Source organism: Burkholderia sp. AU33545 (assembly GCF_020419685.1).
GTDB classification, from domain to species: Bacteria; Pseudomonadota; Gammaproteobacteria; order Burkholderiales; family Burkholderiaceae; genus Burkholderia; species Burkholderia diffusa.
The window spans coordinates 79310-94490 of the sequence record NZ_JAIZRQ010000009.1; the positions used below are offsets into that span (position 1 = coordinate 79310).

The window sequence follows — 15181 nt, forward strand, 5'->3', positions numbered from 1 at the left end:
ATGACTCAATGGGAAGTCGTCATCGGTCTCGAGACGCACGCGCAACTGTCGACCGTCTCGAAGATTTTCTCCGGCGCGTCGACGCAGTTCGGCGCCGAGCCGAACACGCAGGCCTGCCCGGTCGACCTGGCGCTGCCGGGCGTGCTGCCGGTGCTGAACCGCGGCGCGGTCGAACGCGCGATCCGCTTCGGCCTCGCGATCGGCTCGACCATCGCGCCGCGCAGCATCTTCGCGCGCAAGAATTATTTCTACCCCGACCTGCCGAAGGGCTATCAGATCAGCCAGTACGAGATTCCGGTCGTGCAGGGCGGCTCGATCACGATCCAGGTGCCCGCCAACGAAAAGGCCGGCAAGGAAGCGTACGAGAAGACGGTCAACCTGACCCGCGCGCACCTCGAGGAAGACGCGGGCAAGTCGCTGCACGAAGACTTCGCCGGTATGACGGGGATCGACCTGAACCGCGCGGGCACGCCGCTGCTCGAGATCGTCACCGAGCCGGAAATGCGTAGCGCGGCCGAGGCCGTGGCCTATGCGAAGGCGCTGCATGCGCTCGTCGTGTGGCTCGGCATCTGCGACGGCAACATGCAGGAAGGCTCGTTCCGCTGCGACGCGAACGTGTCGGTGCGGCCGGTCGGCCAGGAGAAGTTCGGCACGCGCGCCGAGATCAAGAACCTGAACTCGTTCCGGTTCCTCGAGGAAGCGATCAACTACGAAGTGCGCCGCCAGATCGAGCTGATCGAGGACGGCGGCGAAGTCGTGCAGGAAACGCGCCTCTACGATCCGGACAAGCGCGAGACGCGTTCGATGCGCAGCAAGGAAGACGCGCACGACTACCGCTACTTCCCCGATCCCGACCTGATGCCGCTCGTGATCGGCCAGGACTGGATCGAACGCGTGCAGTCCGGGATGCCCGAGCTGCCGGCCGCGATGCAGCAGCGCTTCGTCGAGCAGTACGGCGTGTCCGCGTACGACGCGGGCGTGCTGACGTCGAGCAAGGCGATGGCCGCGTATTTCGAGGCCGTGGTCGCAAAGGCCGGCGCGGTGAACGCGAAGATCGCCGCGAACTGGCTGATGGGCGACGTATCGTCGCAGCTGAACCGCGACGGCATCGAGATCGACGCGATTCCGGTATCGGCGGCCCAGCTCGCACTCGTGCTGCAGCGCATCGCCGACGGCACGATCTCGAACAAGATCGCGAAGGAAATCTTCTCGACGATCTGGGACGAGAAGGCGACCGACGACGGCGCGGCCGACCGCATCATCGATGCGAAGGGGCTGAAGCAGATCTCCGACACCGGCGCGCTGGAAGCGATCATCGACGAGGTGCTCGCGGCGAACGCGAAGTCGGTCGAGGAATTCCGCGCGGGCAAGGAAAAAGCGTTCAACGCGCTGATCGGCCAGGCGATGAAGGCGACCAAGGGCAAGGCCAATCCGCAGCAGGTCAACGAGTTGCTGAAGAAGAAGCTCGGCTGAGCATGGCCGCGCGCCTGAACCGCGCCTGACGACGGGCCGCCGCCGAACCTGTTCGGGGCGGCCCGTCGTTTTGGTGCATGCGTTATCGTGTGCGCATGTGCCTCGCACCGCCCAACGGAGGAACGAATGGCGAAACAACCGTCGCTCGACGATTTCCGCGTGCCGTACAGCACGCGCGAGAAGGAAGCCGCCGCATTCACGCTCGATGCGTTCGACCCGGCTGCGAAGCCGTTCTCGTCGGGGTCGAAGGATGCCGACCGCGAACGGCTGTCGGCCGTGTCGATCGAGCTCGACGTGCAGCAGGAGCGTCTGCACACGCAGCAGAAGAAGCGCGTGCTGCTCGTGCTGCAGGGGATGGATACCAGCGGCAAGGACGGCACCGTGCGCGCCGTGTTCCGCGAGGTCGATCCGCTCGGCCTGCGCGTCGTGTCGTTCAAGGCGCCGACGCCGATCGAAGCCGCGCACGACTTCCTGTGGCGCGTGCATGCGCAGGTGCCGGCCGCGGGCGAGCTCGCGATCTTCAACCGCAGCCACTATGAAGACGTGCTCGTGCCGCGCGTGCTCGACGCGATCGACAGCAAGGAGTGCGAGCGCCGCTACCGGCAGATCCGCGATTTCGAGACGATGCTGGTCGAGAACGGCACGACCATCATCAAGTGCTTCCTGCACATCTCGAAGGACGAACAGCGCGCGCGGCTGCAGGCGCGTATCGACGATCCGACCAAGCACTGGAAGTTCGACATCTCCGATCTCGACGCGCGCAAGCGCTGGGACGCATATCAGTCCGCGTACCGCGACACGCTCGCCGCGACGTCGGCCGAGCATGCGCCGTGGTACGTGATCCCGGCGGACTCGAAGACGCACCGCAACGTGATGATCGCCGAGCTGCTGCTGCGCACGATGACCGACATGAAGCTGGAATTCCCGCCGGCGAAGCCGGAACTCGAGGGCGTGAAGATCCGCTAGCCTGCGATCCTGTAACAACATCGAACTGAACTGAACAACGGAACCCGACATGATGCGAGTGATTACCGCCAACCTGAACGGCATCCGCTCCGCCGCGAAGAAGGGCTTCTTCGAATGGCTCGGCGAACAGAACGCCGATTGCGTGTGCGTGCAGGAAATCAAGGTGTCGGCCGACGACCTGCCGGCCGAATTCGTCGAGCCGCACGGCTTCAGGAGCTACTTCCACCACGCCGAGAAGAAGGGCTACAGCGGCGCGGGCGTGTACAGCCGCCACGAGCCCGATGACGTGATCATCGGCTTCGGCAGCAGCGAATTCGATTCCGAGGGGCGCTACGTCGAGGCGCGCTACGGCAAGCTGTCGGTCGTGTCGGTGTACGTGCCGTCCGGCTCGAGCGGCGAAGAGCGCCAGCAGGCGAAGTACCGCTTCATGGACGAATTCATGCCGCACCTCGCCGAGCTGAAGAAGAAGCGCGAGGTGATCCTGTGCGGCGACGTGAACATCGTCCACAAGGAAATCGACATCAAGAACTGGAAGAGCAACCAGAAGAACTCGGGCTGCCTGCCGGAAGAGCGCGAGTGGCTCACGAAGCTGTTCGACGATGTCGGCTACGTCGACGTGTTCCGCACGCTCGACCAGCGCCCCGAGCAGTACACGTGGTGGAGCAACCGCGGCCAGGCGTATGCGAAGAACGTCGGGTGGCGGATCGACTACCAGATCGCGACGCCCGGCGTGGCCGGTACCGCGAAAAGCACGTCGATCTTCAAGGACATCAAGTTCAGCGATCACGCGCCGCTGACGGTGGATTACGACTACAAGAAGTGATCGTCGGCGCGCCGCCACGCGCGTAGCCGTCGGGCCGTCCGGTCGCCGGATGCAGAACGGGCCGCATGTCGAACATGCGGCCCGTTTCGTTTGGCGCGCGGCTTACTGCTTGATCGACGCCATGTCGATCACGAACCGGTACTTCACGTCGCTTTTCAGCATCCGCTCGTAAGCGGTGTTGATCTGCTGCATCGGAATCGTTTCGATATCCGACGTGATGCCATGCTTCGCGCAGAAATCGAGCATTTCCTGCGTCTCCGCGATCCCGCCGATCAGCGAGCCCGCGAGGCGGCGGCGCTTGAAGATCAGGTTGAACACCTGCGGCGACGGATGGTCGTGCTCCGGCGCGCCGACGAGCGTCATCGTGCCGTCGCGCTTCAGCAGGTGCAGGAACGGGTTCAGGTCGTGCTGCGCGGCGACCGTGTTCAGGATGAAATCGAAGCTGTTCAGGTGCGCGTTCATCTGCGCTTCGTCCTTCGAGATCACCACTTCATGCGCGCCGACGCGCTTGCCGTCCTCGATCTTCGACGGCGACGTCGTGAACAGCACGACGTGCGCGCCCATCGCGCGCGCGAGTTTCACGCCCATGTGGCCAAGCCCGCCGAGGCCGACGATCCCGACCTTCTTGCCGGGGCCGACGTTCCACTGGCGCAGCGGCGAATAGGTCGTGATCCCCGCGCACAGCAGCGGCGCGGCGCCGGCCGGGTCGAGCGTCTCGGGCACGCGCAGCACGAATGCCTCGTCGACGACGAGCTGCGTCGAATAGCCGCCGTACGTGACATCGCCGGTCACGCGATCCTGGCCGTTGTAGGTGCCGACGAAGCCGTTCTCGCAATACTGCTCGAGGCCTTCCGCGCAGCTCGGGCAGGTGCGGCACGAATCGACGAGACAGCCGACGCCGACCAGCTCGCCGACCTTGAAGCGCGACACCTGCGGGCCGGTCGCGGTCACGCGGCCGACGATTTCATGGCCCGGCACGACCGGATAGATCGTGTTGCGCCATTCGTTGCGGGCCTGATGCAGGTCCGAGTGGCAGACGCCGCAGTAGAGCACCTCGATCTGGACGTCGAGGTCGCGCAGCGCGCGGCGCTGGAATTCGAACGGGGCGAGCGGTGACTGCGCGTCGGTCGCCGCGTAAGCGTAGGTTGTGCTCATGCAGGGGCTCCTTGTCCGGGAAAACATCCGGCGAATCAGACTGCCGCCGCGTCATGTGGCGACGCGGCGAGACAGGTGCCCATCGTAAGGAGCGAGCGGCGTCGGCGAAATACACGAAGGTCTCGAAGATTTGCCTATTCCTCTCGAATTGCGCCCGAACGGCCGTAAAAATGCGTTCAAGGTGCTACATTGCGAGCCTGATTCTCTTGCAGGACAGGATGACGCCGATGAGCTTCCAGCCCCTTTCAGACGACGCGGGCGACCGTGTGCGGCGCCGCATGATCGAGCTGCATTCGCGTCTCGCACCGAACGACGGCGATACGCTGGCAGCGCTCGACGGCGTGCGCTTCATCCGCGTGAGTCGTCCGGTGCCGCGCATGCCGGTGCTGTACGAGCCGAGCATCATCGTCGTGTGCCAGGGCCGCAAGCTCGGCTATCTCGGCGATCGCTCGTTCGTCTACGACGCGCAGCAGTATCTCGTGCTGTCGGTGCCGCTGCCGTTCGAATGCGAGACCTTTGCGAGCATGGACGAGCCGTTTCTCGCGATCTCGATCCGCGTCGATCTCGCGGTGATCGCCGAACTCGCGATCCTGCTCGACGAGACGCTCGGTGCGGCGGTCGGCGAGCCGCACGGCGTCTGTTCGACGCCGCTGGATGCGCCGCTCGCCGACGCGGTGGTGCGGCTGCTCGAAGTGCTCGCGTCGCCGCACGACACGCGCGTGCTCGGGCCGGCGATCATGCGCGAGATCGCGTATCGCGTGCTGACGGGCGCGCAGGGCGACGCGATTCGCGCGGCGCTCGTTCAGCAACATCATTTCGGCCGCATCGCGAAGGCGCTGCGGCGCATCCATGCGGACCTGAAGGCCGATCTCGACGTCGAGACGCTCGCGCGCGAGGCCGGGATGAGCCTTGCGGTGTTTCATGCGCAGTTCAAGCACGTGACGGCGACGTCACCGATGCAGTACGTGAAGGCCGCGCGCCTGCACCAGGCGCGGTTGATGATGGTGCAGGACGGTCTCGGGGCAGGTGCCGCCGCGGCGCGGGTCGGCTATGCGAGCGCGTCGCAGTTCAGCCGGGAGTTCAAGCGGCTGTTCGGCCGCAGCCCGGGAGACGACGTGCGCTGGATGCGCGAAAGCGGCAGCCGGCCCGTCGAGTCGGAAGTCGGCGCGTAGCGCCCGGCCTCATACGCCGCTGACGCGCGCCGGCGATGCGCGGCGGGGAAGCCGCCGGATGCGGCGCTCAGCGCCGCACGATCTTGCGCCGCTGCGCGCTGATGCCCGCGTAGTCGGGGAGCGTGTCGACCCGTTTGCCGACTGCCTTCGCATACAGCGGCATCAGGTCCGGCAGGCGGTTCAGCAGATCCTGCCGCCGCGCCGCGTTGTACGGATGCATGTAGATGAAGCCCGACGTCCTGTTCGCGCGCGTCGCCGCCGCGAGCTTGTCCCACAGCGTGATCGCCGCGCGCGGATCGAAGCCCGCGCGGGCGGCAATGTCGCCGCCGATCACGTCGGCTTCGGTTTCGTCGGTCGGGTCGTAGCGCAGCGTCTGCAGACGCGCGCCGAGGTTCAGCGCCTGCGGCAGCGGCTCGCCGACGCCGAACAGCGGCGGCAGCGAGGCCGCGCGCAGCGACGTTTGCGACGTCGTGCTGAAATTGCTGCGTGCGTGTTCGCGCAGCGCATGCGCGATGCCGTGCGCGAGCAGCACACCGAACTCGTCGTCGTTCAGGCGGACGCGATCGAGCATCCCGCCGTACACGAGCACCTTGCCGCCCGGCAGGCACGTGACGCGGATGTCGCGCGAGCGGATCGCGTTGACGTCCCATGCCCAGTTCTTCACACGATCGTTCCACTTCACCGAATACGGCGCGAGCTTCATGACGATCGCGCGCAGTCGCTTCACGCGCGGCTGGTTGGCGGGCAGCAGACGGTCGCTGTCGGCGGCTGCCTGCACGATCTGCGCGTATTCGCTCGCGGTGAGCTGCTCGAGCAGCGGCGACGGGATCAGCGTGCGGAACGCGATCGCGTTGCCATAGCGCACCTGCTGCGACGTCGGCGTATAAGCCTTCGCAGGCACGGCGGCGCCGGTCGGCTGCGCGGCTTCGGCGGCGGACTGCGCAACCGGAGCGGCGGGTGTGGACGGCGCAGCCGGCGCGCCGGCGGGCGCGGAGCCGGCCGCAGCCGCGCTTGTGTCGGTCGCATGCACGCTTCCCGCCGCGCCGAGCATCGCGATGCCGACGCTCAGCGCGGCGGCGACGCGTGCCACGCGATGCAGTCGATCATTGCGCACGGCTGGCCTCGCCGTTGCGCGCGGTGCCGTTCCACGGCGCGATCTTGAACAGCAGCAGCATGCCGGGGATCGCGAGCGCGGTGCACACGATGAAGTAGTCGAACCAGCCGATCTTCGCGACGATGAAGCCGCTCGCGGCCGAGGCGAGCGTGCGCGGCACGGACGCGAGACTCGTGAACAGCGCGAACTGCGTGGCCGTGTAGCGCGGATCGGTCGTGCTCGCGATATACGCGACGAACGCAGCCATCGTCAGGCCGGTGGTGAACGTTTCGGCGGCGTAGACGAGCGCGAGCGCGACCGTCATCGGGCTCAGGTGCGGCGTGACCTCGAAGCCGAAGACCGACAGGAACGACGCGAGCGCGTGACTTGCCGCGACCGTGAAGTCGTAAAGCACCGCGAGCACCGGCGAGCCGGGGCCGACCTGGGCGAGCCACGCGAAGCCGAGCGTCGACACCATCTGCAGCGCGCCGAAAATCCACAGCCCGCGGCCGATGCCGATCTTCACGAGCCAGATGCCGCCGATGATGCCGCCGGCAACGCTCGCGACGAGCGCGGTGGTTTTCGCGACGATGCCGATTTCGGTGCGCGTGAAGCCGATGTCGAGGAAGAACGACGTCGACAGCGTGGTGGCCATCGTGTCGCCGATCTTGAACAGGAAGATGAACGCGATGACGAGCAGCGCGCCGCGCCAGCCGTCGCGCTGGATGAATTCGCGGAACGGCAGCACGATCGCGTCGCGCAGGTTGCGCGGCGGCGCGCCGATCACCTCGGGCTCGCGCACGACGAGCGTCATCAGGATGCCCGGCAGCATGAATGCGCCGGTGATCGCGAACACGACGTCCCACGGCATGTGGTCGGACAGGATCAGCGCGAGCGAACCGGGGATCAGCGCGGCGAGCTTGTACGCGTTCACGTGTATCGCGTTGCCGAGGCCCTGCTCGGTGTCGCGCAGCAGCTCGCGACGGTAGGCATCGATCACGACGTCCGCGCTCGCGCCGAAGAACGCGACGAGCGTGGTGAGCGCGGCGACCGTCCAGATCGAGTCGCGCGGCGACACGAAGCCGAGCGCGGCGATCGCGCCGGCGACCAGCACCTGCGTGAGCAGCAGCCAGCCGCGCCGGCGTCCCGGCCGCCAGCCGGGCAGGCGCGGGACGTAGCGGTCCATCAGCGGCGCCCACAGGAACTTCCACGTATACGGGAACTGGATCAGCGCGAACAGGCCGATTTCCTTCAGGTTCACGCCCTCGGAGCGCAGCCATGCCTGCACGAGGTAGACGAGCGTGAAGAGCGGCAGACCGGACGTGAAGCCCAGGAACACGCAGATCAGCATGTGCGTGTTCAGATAGGCGCGCCAGCCGGGGTGATCCTCGTGAGCGGTGAGTGCGGGCGCCTCGTGTGGCCTTTTGGACATGGACAGAAACTGGGTAGCGTTGACTGATTGCGGCGGCGGCGCAGGCAGCGCGGGCGGCGCAGGAGGGGCGGCCGCACGCGGGGGCGGGCCGGATCATCCGTCAACGGCTCCCCGGCTCAGCTGCGCTTGACGCGGTAGACAGCAAGACTACCACGCCAGTTGGCTCCCCATCGAATCGGCTGGCCTTCGTGCAGCACGATGCGGTCGAGGATCGTGACGCCGACTTCGGGCGCGAGCGCCTCGAAATCCTTGATCGTCAGCACCCGGACGTTCGGCGTGTTGTGCCACTGGTAAGGCAGCGACTTCGACACCGGCATCCGGCCGCGCAGCACCGACAGCCGGTGCGCCCAGTAGCCGAAGTTCGGGAACGAAACGATGCATTCGCGTCCGACACGCGCGGTTTCGCGCAGGATCGCGGCCGTCTGGTGGATCGTCTGCAGCGTTTGCGACAGGATCGCGAAATCGAAGCTGTGATCCTCGAACAGGCGCAGGCCGTCCTCGAGGTTCTGCTGGATCACGTTGATCCCGTTCTTCGTGCTCGCGAGCACGCCGGCGTCATTCAGTTCGATCCCGTAACCGGACACGTCCAGTTCCTCGGACAGCAGCGACAGCAGCGAGCCGTCGCCGCAGCCGAGATCGAGCACGGTCGAGCGCGGTTCGACCCAGCGGGCGATCGCACGGAAGTCCGCGCGTGCGGACAGGGAGTTCAGCGCTTGCTGGTTCATGCACCCACCTCGTTGGCGATTCGTTCGTAATACGCGCGGAGCAGGTTGTGATAACGCGCGTCGTCGAGCAGGAACGCGTCGTGGCCGTGCGGCGCGTCGATCTCCGCGTAGCTGACCGTGCGCTTGTTGTCGAGCAGCGCTTTCACGATCTCGCGCGACCGCGCGGGCGCGAAGCGCCAGTCGGTCGAGAAGCTCGCGATCAGGTATTTCGCCTGCGTGTGCGCGAGCGCGGCCGTCAGGTTGCCGTCGAACGCCTTGGCCGGGTCGAAGTAGTCGAGCGCGCGCGTGATCAGCAGGTAGGTGTTCGCGTCGAAGTAGTCGGCGAACTTGTCGCCCTGGTAGCGCAGGTACGACTCGACCTCGAATTCGACGTCGAAGCTGAAGTTGTACGCGTCGAGCGCGCCGTCCGCGCGGCGCAGCGCACGGCCGAATTTCTCGGCCATGTCGTCGTCGGAGAGATACGTGATGTGGCCGATCATCCGCGCGACGCGCAGGCCCCGCTTCGGCTTCACGCCGTGCGCGTAGTAGTTGCCGCCGTGGAAGTCGGGATCGGACAGGATCGCGGAGCGCGCGACCTCGTTGAACGCGATGTTCTGCGCGGACAGCTTCGGCGTCGACGCGATGTCGATACAGTGGGCGACGCGGTCCGGATACATCAGGCTCCATGCGAGCGCCTGCATCCCGCCGAGGCTGCCCCCCATCACGGCGGCAAAGCGCTCGATGCCGAACGCGTCGGCGACGCGCGCCTGCGCATGCACCCAGTCCTCGACGGTGACGACCGGAAAGCGTGCGCCATACGGCTTGCCGGACGACGGATCGATGCTCATCGGGCCGGTCGAGCCGAAGCACGAGCCGAGGTTGTTCACGCCGATCACGAAGAAGCGGTTGGTGTCGAGCGGCTTGCCCGGGCCGACCATGTTGTCCCACCAGCCGGTGCTGCGCGGATCGTCCGCGTAGACGCCGGCGACGTGGTGCGACGCGTTGAGCGCGTGGCAGACGAGCACCGCGTTCGAGCGCGCGGCGTTGAGTTCGCCGTACGTCTCGACGACGAGCTGATAGTTGCCGATCACGCTGCCGCTTTGCAAGCGCAGCGGTTCGGCGAAGTGCATGGTCTGTGGAGCGACGATGCCGATCGATTCCATTCGTTCCGCCTTATGACTGGGCGGCTAAACGGTGTCGGCGATGCGCGGAGGCGAAGGTGCGCGGCTGACGACCTCTTTAGCCGCATTTGTAGTGAACCGCCGGGACGAAGACGCATCAAGGCCCTGGTCGGTTCGCGCGCCCGCAATCGAGTCAGCAAATCGGCGCGCTTCCGACCCGCCACCCAAGGTGGCAGGTCGGAGGAGTATAGCGGAATTCCGCGGAGCGCGGATTTCGCGGGCCGGCTGCGCCCGGCTACTGCAGGATCAGCCGCAAATGCGCATCGGCCTGCTCGCCGGGCGGCCTCTGGAAGCCGCCTTTCGCGAACCGGTGCCACTTGCCGATCACGTAGCTGACGAGCAGGCTCGCGCGCGCGGCGGGATCGTAATCGGCCGGCAGCACGAACGGCGCGGCGCCATCGGGCGCCTGCGCCTCGGTACGCGCGACCCGCAGGCACTGCTTGACGGTCGCCTCGATCCGGTCGAGCAGCTGGTTCACGCGTTCGGTGAGCCGCTCGTCCTCGCCGACCAGCGCCTCGCCCGTCAGCACGCGCGTCATGCCCGGATTCTTCGCCGCGAAATTGAGCATCGTCAGCGCGATCGTGCGCGCCTGCTGCACGCCGTTCGGCTCCTTCGCGACGATCTGGTTGACGAGCCCGAACAGTGCCTGCTCGATGAACTCGATCAGGCCTTCATACATCTTCGCCTTGCTGGTGAAATGCCGGTACAGCGCGGCTTCCGACACGTCGAGGCGGGCCGCGAGCGCGGCCGTCGTGATTTTTTCGGGCTTCGGCGCCTCGAGCATCGCGGCGAGCGTCTGCAGGATCATCACGCGACGCTCGCCCGGCTTCGGGCGCGTGCGGGACGGCGTGGCCTGGTCTTCCTTTACGGCTTGGTCCTGCGGGTAAGTCGGCTGCATTTCTGTCGCCCCGATCGTGTGCCCAGTCGGAGCGATTTTAACGAACGAATGCGCTGGTCGACATATTGCGGGCGGCCGATGTTCGGCAGATGGCCCGGCAGGTGCCCGGTGATCCACACCGTGCCGATGCCGAGGCGCTTGTAGCGCTTCAGGTGGCTGCGGGTATCTTCGACGAGGATCGCGTCTTCGAGCCGCGCATGCGCGGCGCGCAGAATCCGGCGCAGCATCGTGTGGTCGGGCTTCGCGCGCCATGTGCGACGGTCGCGCATGTGCTCGATCGCGATCACGCGCTCGAACAGGCGCTCGATGCGCAACTCGCGCAGCACCGCGCGCGCGTAGTTCTCGGGCGCGTTGGTCAGCACGAACTTGCGGCCCGGCAGCGCGGCGACGATGCGCGCGAGGCCGCGCTCGGCGCGCAGCATCGCGGGCAGGTCGGAAAACGTGTGGACGACGCGCAGGAAGTCGTGCGGATCGATCGGGTGATGGCGCGCGAGGCCGAGGAGCGCGGCGCCGTAGCGCTGCGTGTAGCCGGTGCGCAGCCGGTCGGCTTCGGCACGCCCGACGTGGAGCGTGTCGATGATGTACTGCGTCATCGCGCGGTTGATCTCCGGAAAGATCGCGTGCGATGCGTGATGGAGCGTGTTGTCGAGATCGAACAGCCAGACGGGCGCGCCGGCGCGCGGCCGGCTGCGGGAGATGCGCCGGCGTCGCAGCGACGCCGGCAGGTCGGGGCTGGAGGTTTTGCGGCGCGCGCTCAATGCGAGCGGATCATCGTGCCGAACGGCTGCTCGGTCAGGATTTCCAGCAGCACCGAGTGCTCGATCCGGCCGTCGACGATGTGCACCGACTTCACGCCGCTCTTTGCAGCGTCGAGCGCCGACGAGATCTTCGGCAGCATGCCGCCCGAGATCGTGCCGTCCGCGAACAGCGCGTCGATCTCGCGCGCCGACAGGTCGGTCAGCAGGTTGCCGTCCTTGTCCATCACGCCGGGGATGTTGGTCATCATCAGCAGCTTCTCGGCGTTCAGCACCGTCGCGAGCTTGCCCGCGACGAGGTCCGCGTTGATGTTGTACGAGAGGCCGTCCTCGCCGAAGCCGATCGGCGAGATCACCGGGATGAACGCGTCGTCCTGCAGCGCTTTCACGACCGCCGGGTTGATCGCCTCGACTTCGCCGACCTGGCCGATGTCGATGTACTGGCCCGGATTGTCGCGGTCCGGCATCAGCAGCTTGCGTGCGTGGATCAGGCCGCCGTCCTTGCCCGTCAGGCCCACCGCATGGCCGCCGAAGTGGTTGATCAGCATCACGATGTCCTGCTGGACTTCGCCGCCCAGCACCCATTCGACGACTTCCATCGTCTCTTCGTCGGTCACGCGCATGCCCTGGATGAAGGTGCCGGCCTTGCCGATCTTCTTCAGCGCGTGATCGATCTGTGGGCCGCCGCCGTGGACGATCACCGGATTGATGCCGACCAGTTTCAGCAGGATCACGTCGCGCGCGAAGCCTTGCTTGAGCCGCTCTTCCGTCATCGCGTTGCCGCCGTATTTGATCACCACGGTCTTGCCGTGGTAGCGGCGGATGTACGGCAGTGCCTCCGCGAGGATTTCTGCCTTCAGCGTGGGGGCGATCTGCGAGAGGTCGATGGGCTCGGACATGGCGGCGGCTCTGGCTGGGAACGGTTGAAACAGGGCGAATTGTACAGGAGTGGCGCAGCGCAGCATCGGGTTTTTGGGCTGGCCGGACGGCCGATCGCGCGGGCCGGTCGCCACGCGCGGCGGCCCGCCGGCCATGGTGCCGGACCCCGCACGGGGCGCCCGCGGCGGCGGGGTGGACAGCGCGACGGCCTGCGTCGGCGGCACGCATCGGCCGAGCGGCCGACGTGCAAAATCCGTCCGCCGCGCTATGCTTGTCGCGTAGGGTGACGTTCCTGCCCGCTTCCGCGTTTCCGCCATGACCGATACCGCCGCCGACGCCCGTTCGACGCCGCGCCGCGCGCGTTGCCCACGCTGCGGGCGCGGCTTCGACTGCGGCGCTCGCACCCAGCCATTCGACTGCTGGTGCGCGTCGATGCCGACCCTGTCCGGCGGCGCGCCGCCGGCGGCCGGTACGCGCTGCCTCTGCCCGGAGTGTCTCGCCGCCGAGATCGCGCAGCGCATGGCACGCGAGGCCGGCTGACGGCGCGGGCCCGTGCAACCCGACTCGACGCCGGCTCGTCCGGTGCGCCGTCCGTCCGCGCTGAACCGGCCCCCGATAGAGGTGCCGGGCGCTAAACGGGTAAACTGCCCGGATGCAACGAATTACCACCACCGGGCGCGTCAACCTCAGTCACCTGTTCTGGCTGCGCAATCTCGCGATCATCGGCCAGCTCGTGACGATCGGCGTCGTGCAGACCTATTTCGGCGTGCATCTGCCGTTGCCGGCGATGCTGATGGTCATCGCGCTCGAAATCGTTTTCAACGCGCTGACCTGGGTGCGCGTGCTGCGCGCGCGGCCCGAGACCAATTTCGAGCTGCTCGGCCAGCTGTGGGTCGACCTCGGCGCGCTGTCGGCGCTGCTGTTCCTGTCGGGCGGCACGACCAACCCGTTCGTGTCGCTGTATCTGCCGTCGCTCGCGATCGCGGCGGCCGTGCTGCCGTGGCACCTGATGATCTGGCTCGCGGCGTTCGCGGTCGCGTGCTACGCGGCGCTCGGATTCGATTCGGTGCCGCTCAACATGGACAATCCGGCGAATCTGTTCGACTACTACCGCACGGGGATGTGGGCGAACTTCATGGTCAGCGTCGGGTTGATCGCATGGTTCGTCGCGCGCATGTCGAACGCGTTGCGCCAGCGCGATGCGGCGCTCGGCGAAGCGCAGGCGCACCTGCTGCGCGACGAGCGGGCGGTCGCGCTCGGCGTGCAGGCCGCCACCGTCGCGCACGAGATGGGTACGCCGCTGTCGACGATCGCAATGCTTGCGGAGGAGCTGCGCGATGCGGCACGCGCCGATCCGGGGCTCGCGCGCTACGAGGCCGACCTGAAGGTGCTGGAAGAACAGATGACGCTCTGCACGTCGGCGCTCGCGCGCCTGCGCAGCCGGGCGAGCGCGCCGGCGAGCCGCCAGCCGGTGGACGACTGGCTCGACACGTTCGTCGAGCACTGGCGCCTGAGGCATCCGCACGTGCAGTTCGAACTGCTCGGCGCGCGCCCGTCGGGCGTTGGGCTCGACGACACGGTCGCGGCCGGCCAGATCCTGACGATCCTGCTCGACAACGCCGCACGGGCGAGCCCGCACCGCGTGACGCTGGCCGCGAAGCTTGCGCATCACGAGCGGGCTGCGGACCAGATCGAATTCGAGGTATGCGACGACGGCCCCGGCATTCCGGCCGCGCTGCGCGAATCGCTCGGCTCGATGCCGGTCGACAGCACGCAGGGCGGCCACGGGGTCGGCCTGTACCTCGCGTTCAGCGCGGCCGTGCGTCTCGGCGGCGAGATCGAGCTGTCCGATGTCACGCCGCGCGCGGGGGGCGGCAACGGGCGCAGCCATGGCGGCGCGAACGGACACGCGGCAGGTGCGTCGGGCCAGCGCGCGACCGAACGAGCGGCGGCCACGCCGGACGGCCGCCCGGCCGGCACCCCCGGCCGCGGCACGCGCGCGGTGCTGCGCCTGCCGGTGGCGCGTATCGCGGTGCCGGCCGCCTCAACCAACACGTAGACGGAGAAACCACATGAGCGAGAACAATTTCCTGGTGATCGACGACAACGAGGTGTTCGCGGGCACGCTCGCGCGCGGCCTCGAGCGCCGCGGCTATGCGGTCCAGCAGGCGCACGACAAGGAGGCGGCGCTGCGGCTGGCGGCCGGCGGCAAGTTCCAGTTCATCACCGTCGACCTGCATCTCGGCGACGATTCGGGCCTGAGCCTGATCGCGCCGCTGTGCGACCTGCAGCCCGACGCGCGGATTCTCGTGCTGACCGGCTACGCGAGCATCGCGACCGCCGTGCAGGCGGTGAAGGAAGGCGCCGACAACTATCTGGCGAAGCCCGCGAACATCGAGTCGATCCTGGCCGCGCTGCAGACCAACGCGAGCGAAGTGCAGGCAGACGAGGCGCTCGAGAATCCGGTCGTGCTGTCGGTCGACCGGCTCGAATGGGAGCACATCCAGCGCGTGCTGGCGGAGAACAACAACAACATCTCGGCGACCGCGCGCGCGCTGAACATGCACCGCCGCACGCTGCAACGCAAGCTCGCGAAGAAGCCGGTGCGGCAGTAAGGGGCGCGGCGGCATCGGCCGGGCGCACCAACGAA

The 15181-nt window shown here is 67.4% G+C and carries 15 protein-coding genes; 7 read left to right on the forward strand and 8 right to left on the reverse strand.

What is annotated here, in order from left to right:
* The 3 genes from gatB (at window position 1) to LGM71_RS27515 (ending at window position 3262) form a co-directional block, all read left to right on the forward strand.
* Window positions 1-1473, forward strand: coding sequence for an Asp-tRNA(Asn)/Glu-tRNA(Gln) amidotransferase subunit GatB (gene gatB, locus LGM71_RS27505; protein WP_226117584.1), 1473 nt, complete (start codon window positions 1-3; stop codon window positions 1471-1473).
* Between the two features lie 126 nt (window positions 1474-1599).
* On the forward strand, window positions 1600-2439 hold the full coding sequence (locus LGM71_RS27510) for a polyphosphate kinase 2 family protein (RefSeq protein WP_226117585.1): 840 nt from the start codon (window positions 1600-1602) through the stop codon (window positions 2437-2439).
* Between the two features lie 49 nt (window positions 2440-2488).
* Window positions 2489-3262, forward strand: a complete 774-nt coding sequence (locus LGM71_RS27515) for an exodeoxyribonuclease III (protein WP_059607486.1) — start codon at window positions 2489-2491, stop codon at window positions 3260-3262.
* Between the two features lie 102 nt (window positions 3263-3364).
* Here LGM71_RS27515 and LGM71_RS27520 read toward each other — a convergent pair whose 3' ends face one another.
* Window positions 3365-4417: an NAD(P)-dependent alcohol dehydrogenase gene (locus tag LGM71_RS27520; protein WP_059607484.1), complete on the reverse strand. Its 1053-nt coding sequence runs from the start codon at window positions 4415-4417 to the stop codon at window positions 3365-3367.
* A gap of 227 nt (window positions 4418-4644) precedes the next feature.
* Between LGM71_RS27520 and LGM71_RS27525 the strand changes: the two genes are divergently transcribed.
* Window positions 4645-5589, forward strand: coding sequence for an AraC family transcriptional regulator (locus tag LGM71_RS27525; protein ID WP_124627031.1), 945 nt, complete (start codon window positions 4645-4647; stop codon window positions 5587-5589).
* Window positions 5590-5656: 67 nt separating this feature from the next.
* Here LGM71_RS27525 and LGM71_RS27530 read toward each other — a convergent pair whose 3' ends face one another.
* From LGM71_RS27530 to argB, 7 genes are all read right to left on the reverse strand, one after another.
* Window positions 5657-6703, reverse strand: coding sequence for a M48 family metallopeptidase (locus LGM71_RS27530; RefSeq protein ID WP_226117587.1), 1047 nt, complete (start codon window positions 6701-6703; stop codon window positions 5657-5659).
* Window positions 6693-8114 (reverse strand): AmpG family muropeptide MFS transporter, encoded by a 1422-nt coding sequence (locus LGM71_RS27535; protein WP_124902910.1) that lies wholly within the window; start codon window positions 8112-8114, stop codon window positions 6693-6695. The genes LGM71_RS27530 and LGM71_RS27535 overlap by 11 nt, the downstream gene beginning before the upstream one ends.
* Window positions 8115-8230: 116 nt before the next feature.
* On the reverse strand, window positions 8231-8839 hold the full coding sequence (gene metW / locus LGM71_RS27540; protein ID WP_124627025.1) for a methionine biosynthesis protein MetW: 609 nt from the start codon (window positions 8837-8839) through the stop codon (window positions 8231-8233).
* Window positions 8836-9981 carry a homoserine O-succinyltransferase MetX gene (gene metX, locus LGM71_RS27545; RefSeq protein WP_124902912.1) on the reverse strand — a complete coding sequence of 382 codons (1146 nt, stop codon included), beginning with the start codon at window positions 9979-9981 and terminating at the stop codon, window positions 8836-8838. Before metX ends, metW begins: the two co-directional genes overlap by 4 nt.
* A gap of 253 nt (window positions 9982-10234) precedes the next feature.
* A complete protein-coding gene (gene slmA, locus LGM71_RS27550) occupies window positions 10235-10897 on the reverse strand; it encodes a nucleoid occlusion factor SlmA (protein ID WP_124627020.1) in 663 nt (220 codons plus the stop codon).
* Window positions 10864-11655 carry a pyrimidine 5'-nucleotidase gene (locus tag LGM71_RS27555; protein ID WP_059607470.1) on the reverse strand — a complete coding sequence of 264 codons (792 nt, stop codon included), beginning with the start codon at window positions 11653-11655 and terminating at the stop codon, window positions 10864-10866. Before LGM71_RS27555 ends, slmA begins: the two co-directional genes overlap by 34 nt.
* The gene (gene argB, locus LGM71_RS27560; RefSeq protein ID WP_059534964.1) at window positions 11652-12551 is read right to left on the reverse strand and encodes an acetylglutamate kinase; all 900 of its coding nucleotides are present in this window, start codon (window positions 12549-12551) and stop codon (window positions 11652-11654) included. Before argB ends, LGM71_RS27555 begins: the two co-directional genes overlap by 4 nt.
* Window positions 12552-12846: 295 nt before the next feature.
* Here argB and LGM71_RS27565 point away from each other — a divergent pair, with 295 nt between their 5' ends.
* From LGM71_RS27565 to LGM71_RS27575, 3 genes are all read left to right on the forward strand, one after another.
* Window positions 12847-13071: a cysteine-rich CWC family protein gene (locus LGM71_RS27565; protein WP_059607468.1), complete on the forward strand. Its 225-nt coding sequence runs from the start codon at window positions 12847-12849 to the stop codon at window positions 13069-13071.
* A gap of 112 nt (window positions 13072-13183) precedes the next feature.
* On the forward strand, window positions 13184-14590 hold the full coding sequence (locus LGM71_RS27570) for an ATP-binding protein (protein ID WP_124627015.1): 1407 nt from the start codon (window positions 13184-13186) through the stop codon (window positions 14588-14590).
* A 13-nt stretch (window positions 14591-14603) separates the two neighbouring features.
* A complete protein-coding gene (locus LGM71_RS27575; RefSeq protein WP_044847841.1) occupies window positions 14604-15146 on the forward strand; it encodes a response regulator transcription factor in 543 nt (180 codons plus the stop codon).
* Window positions 15147-15181: the final 35 nt, after the last annotated feature.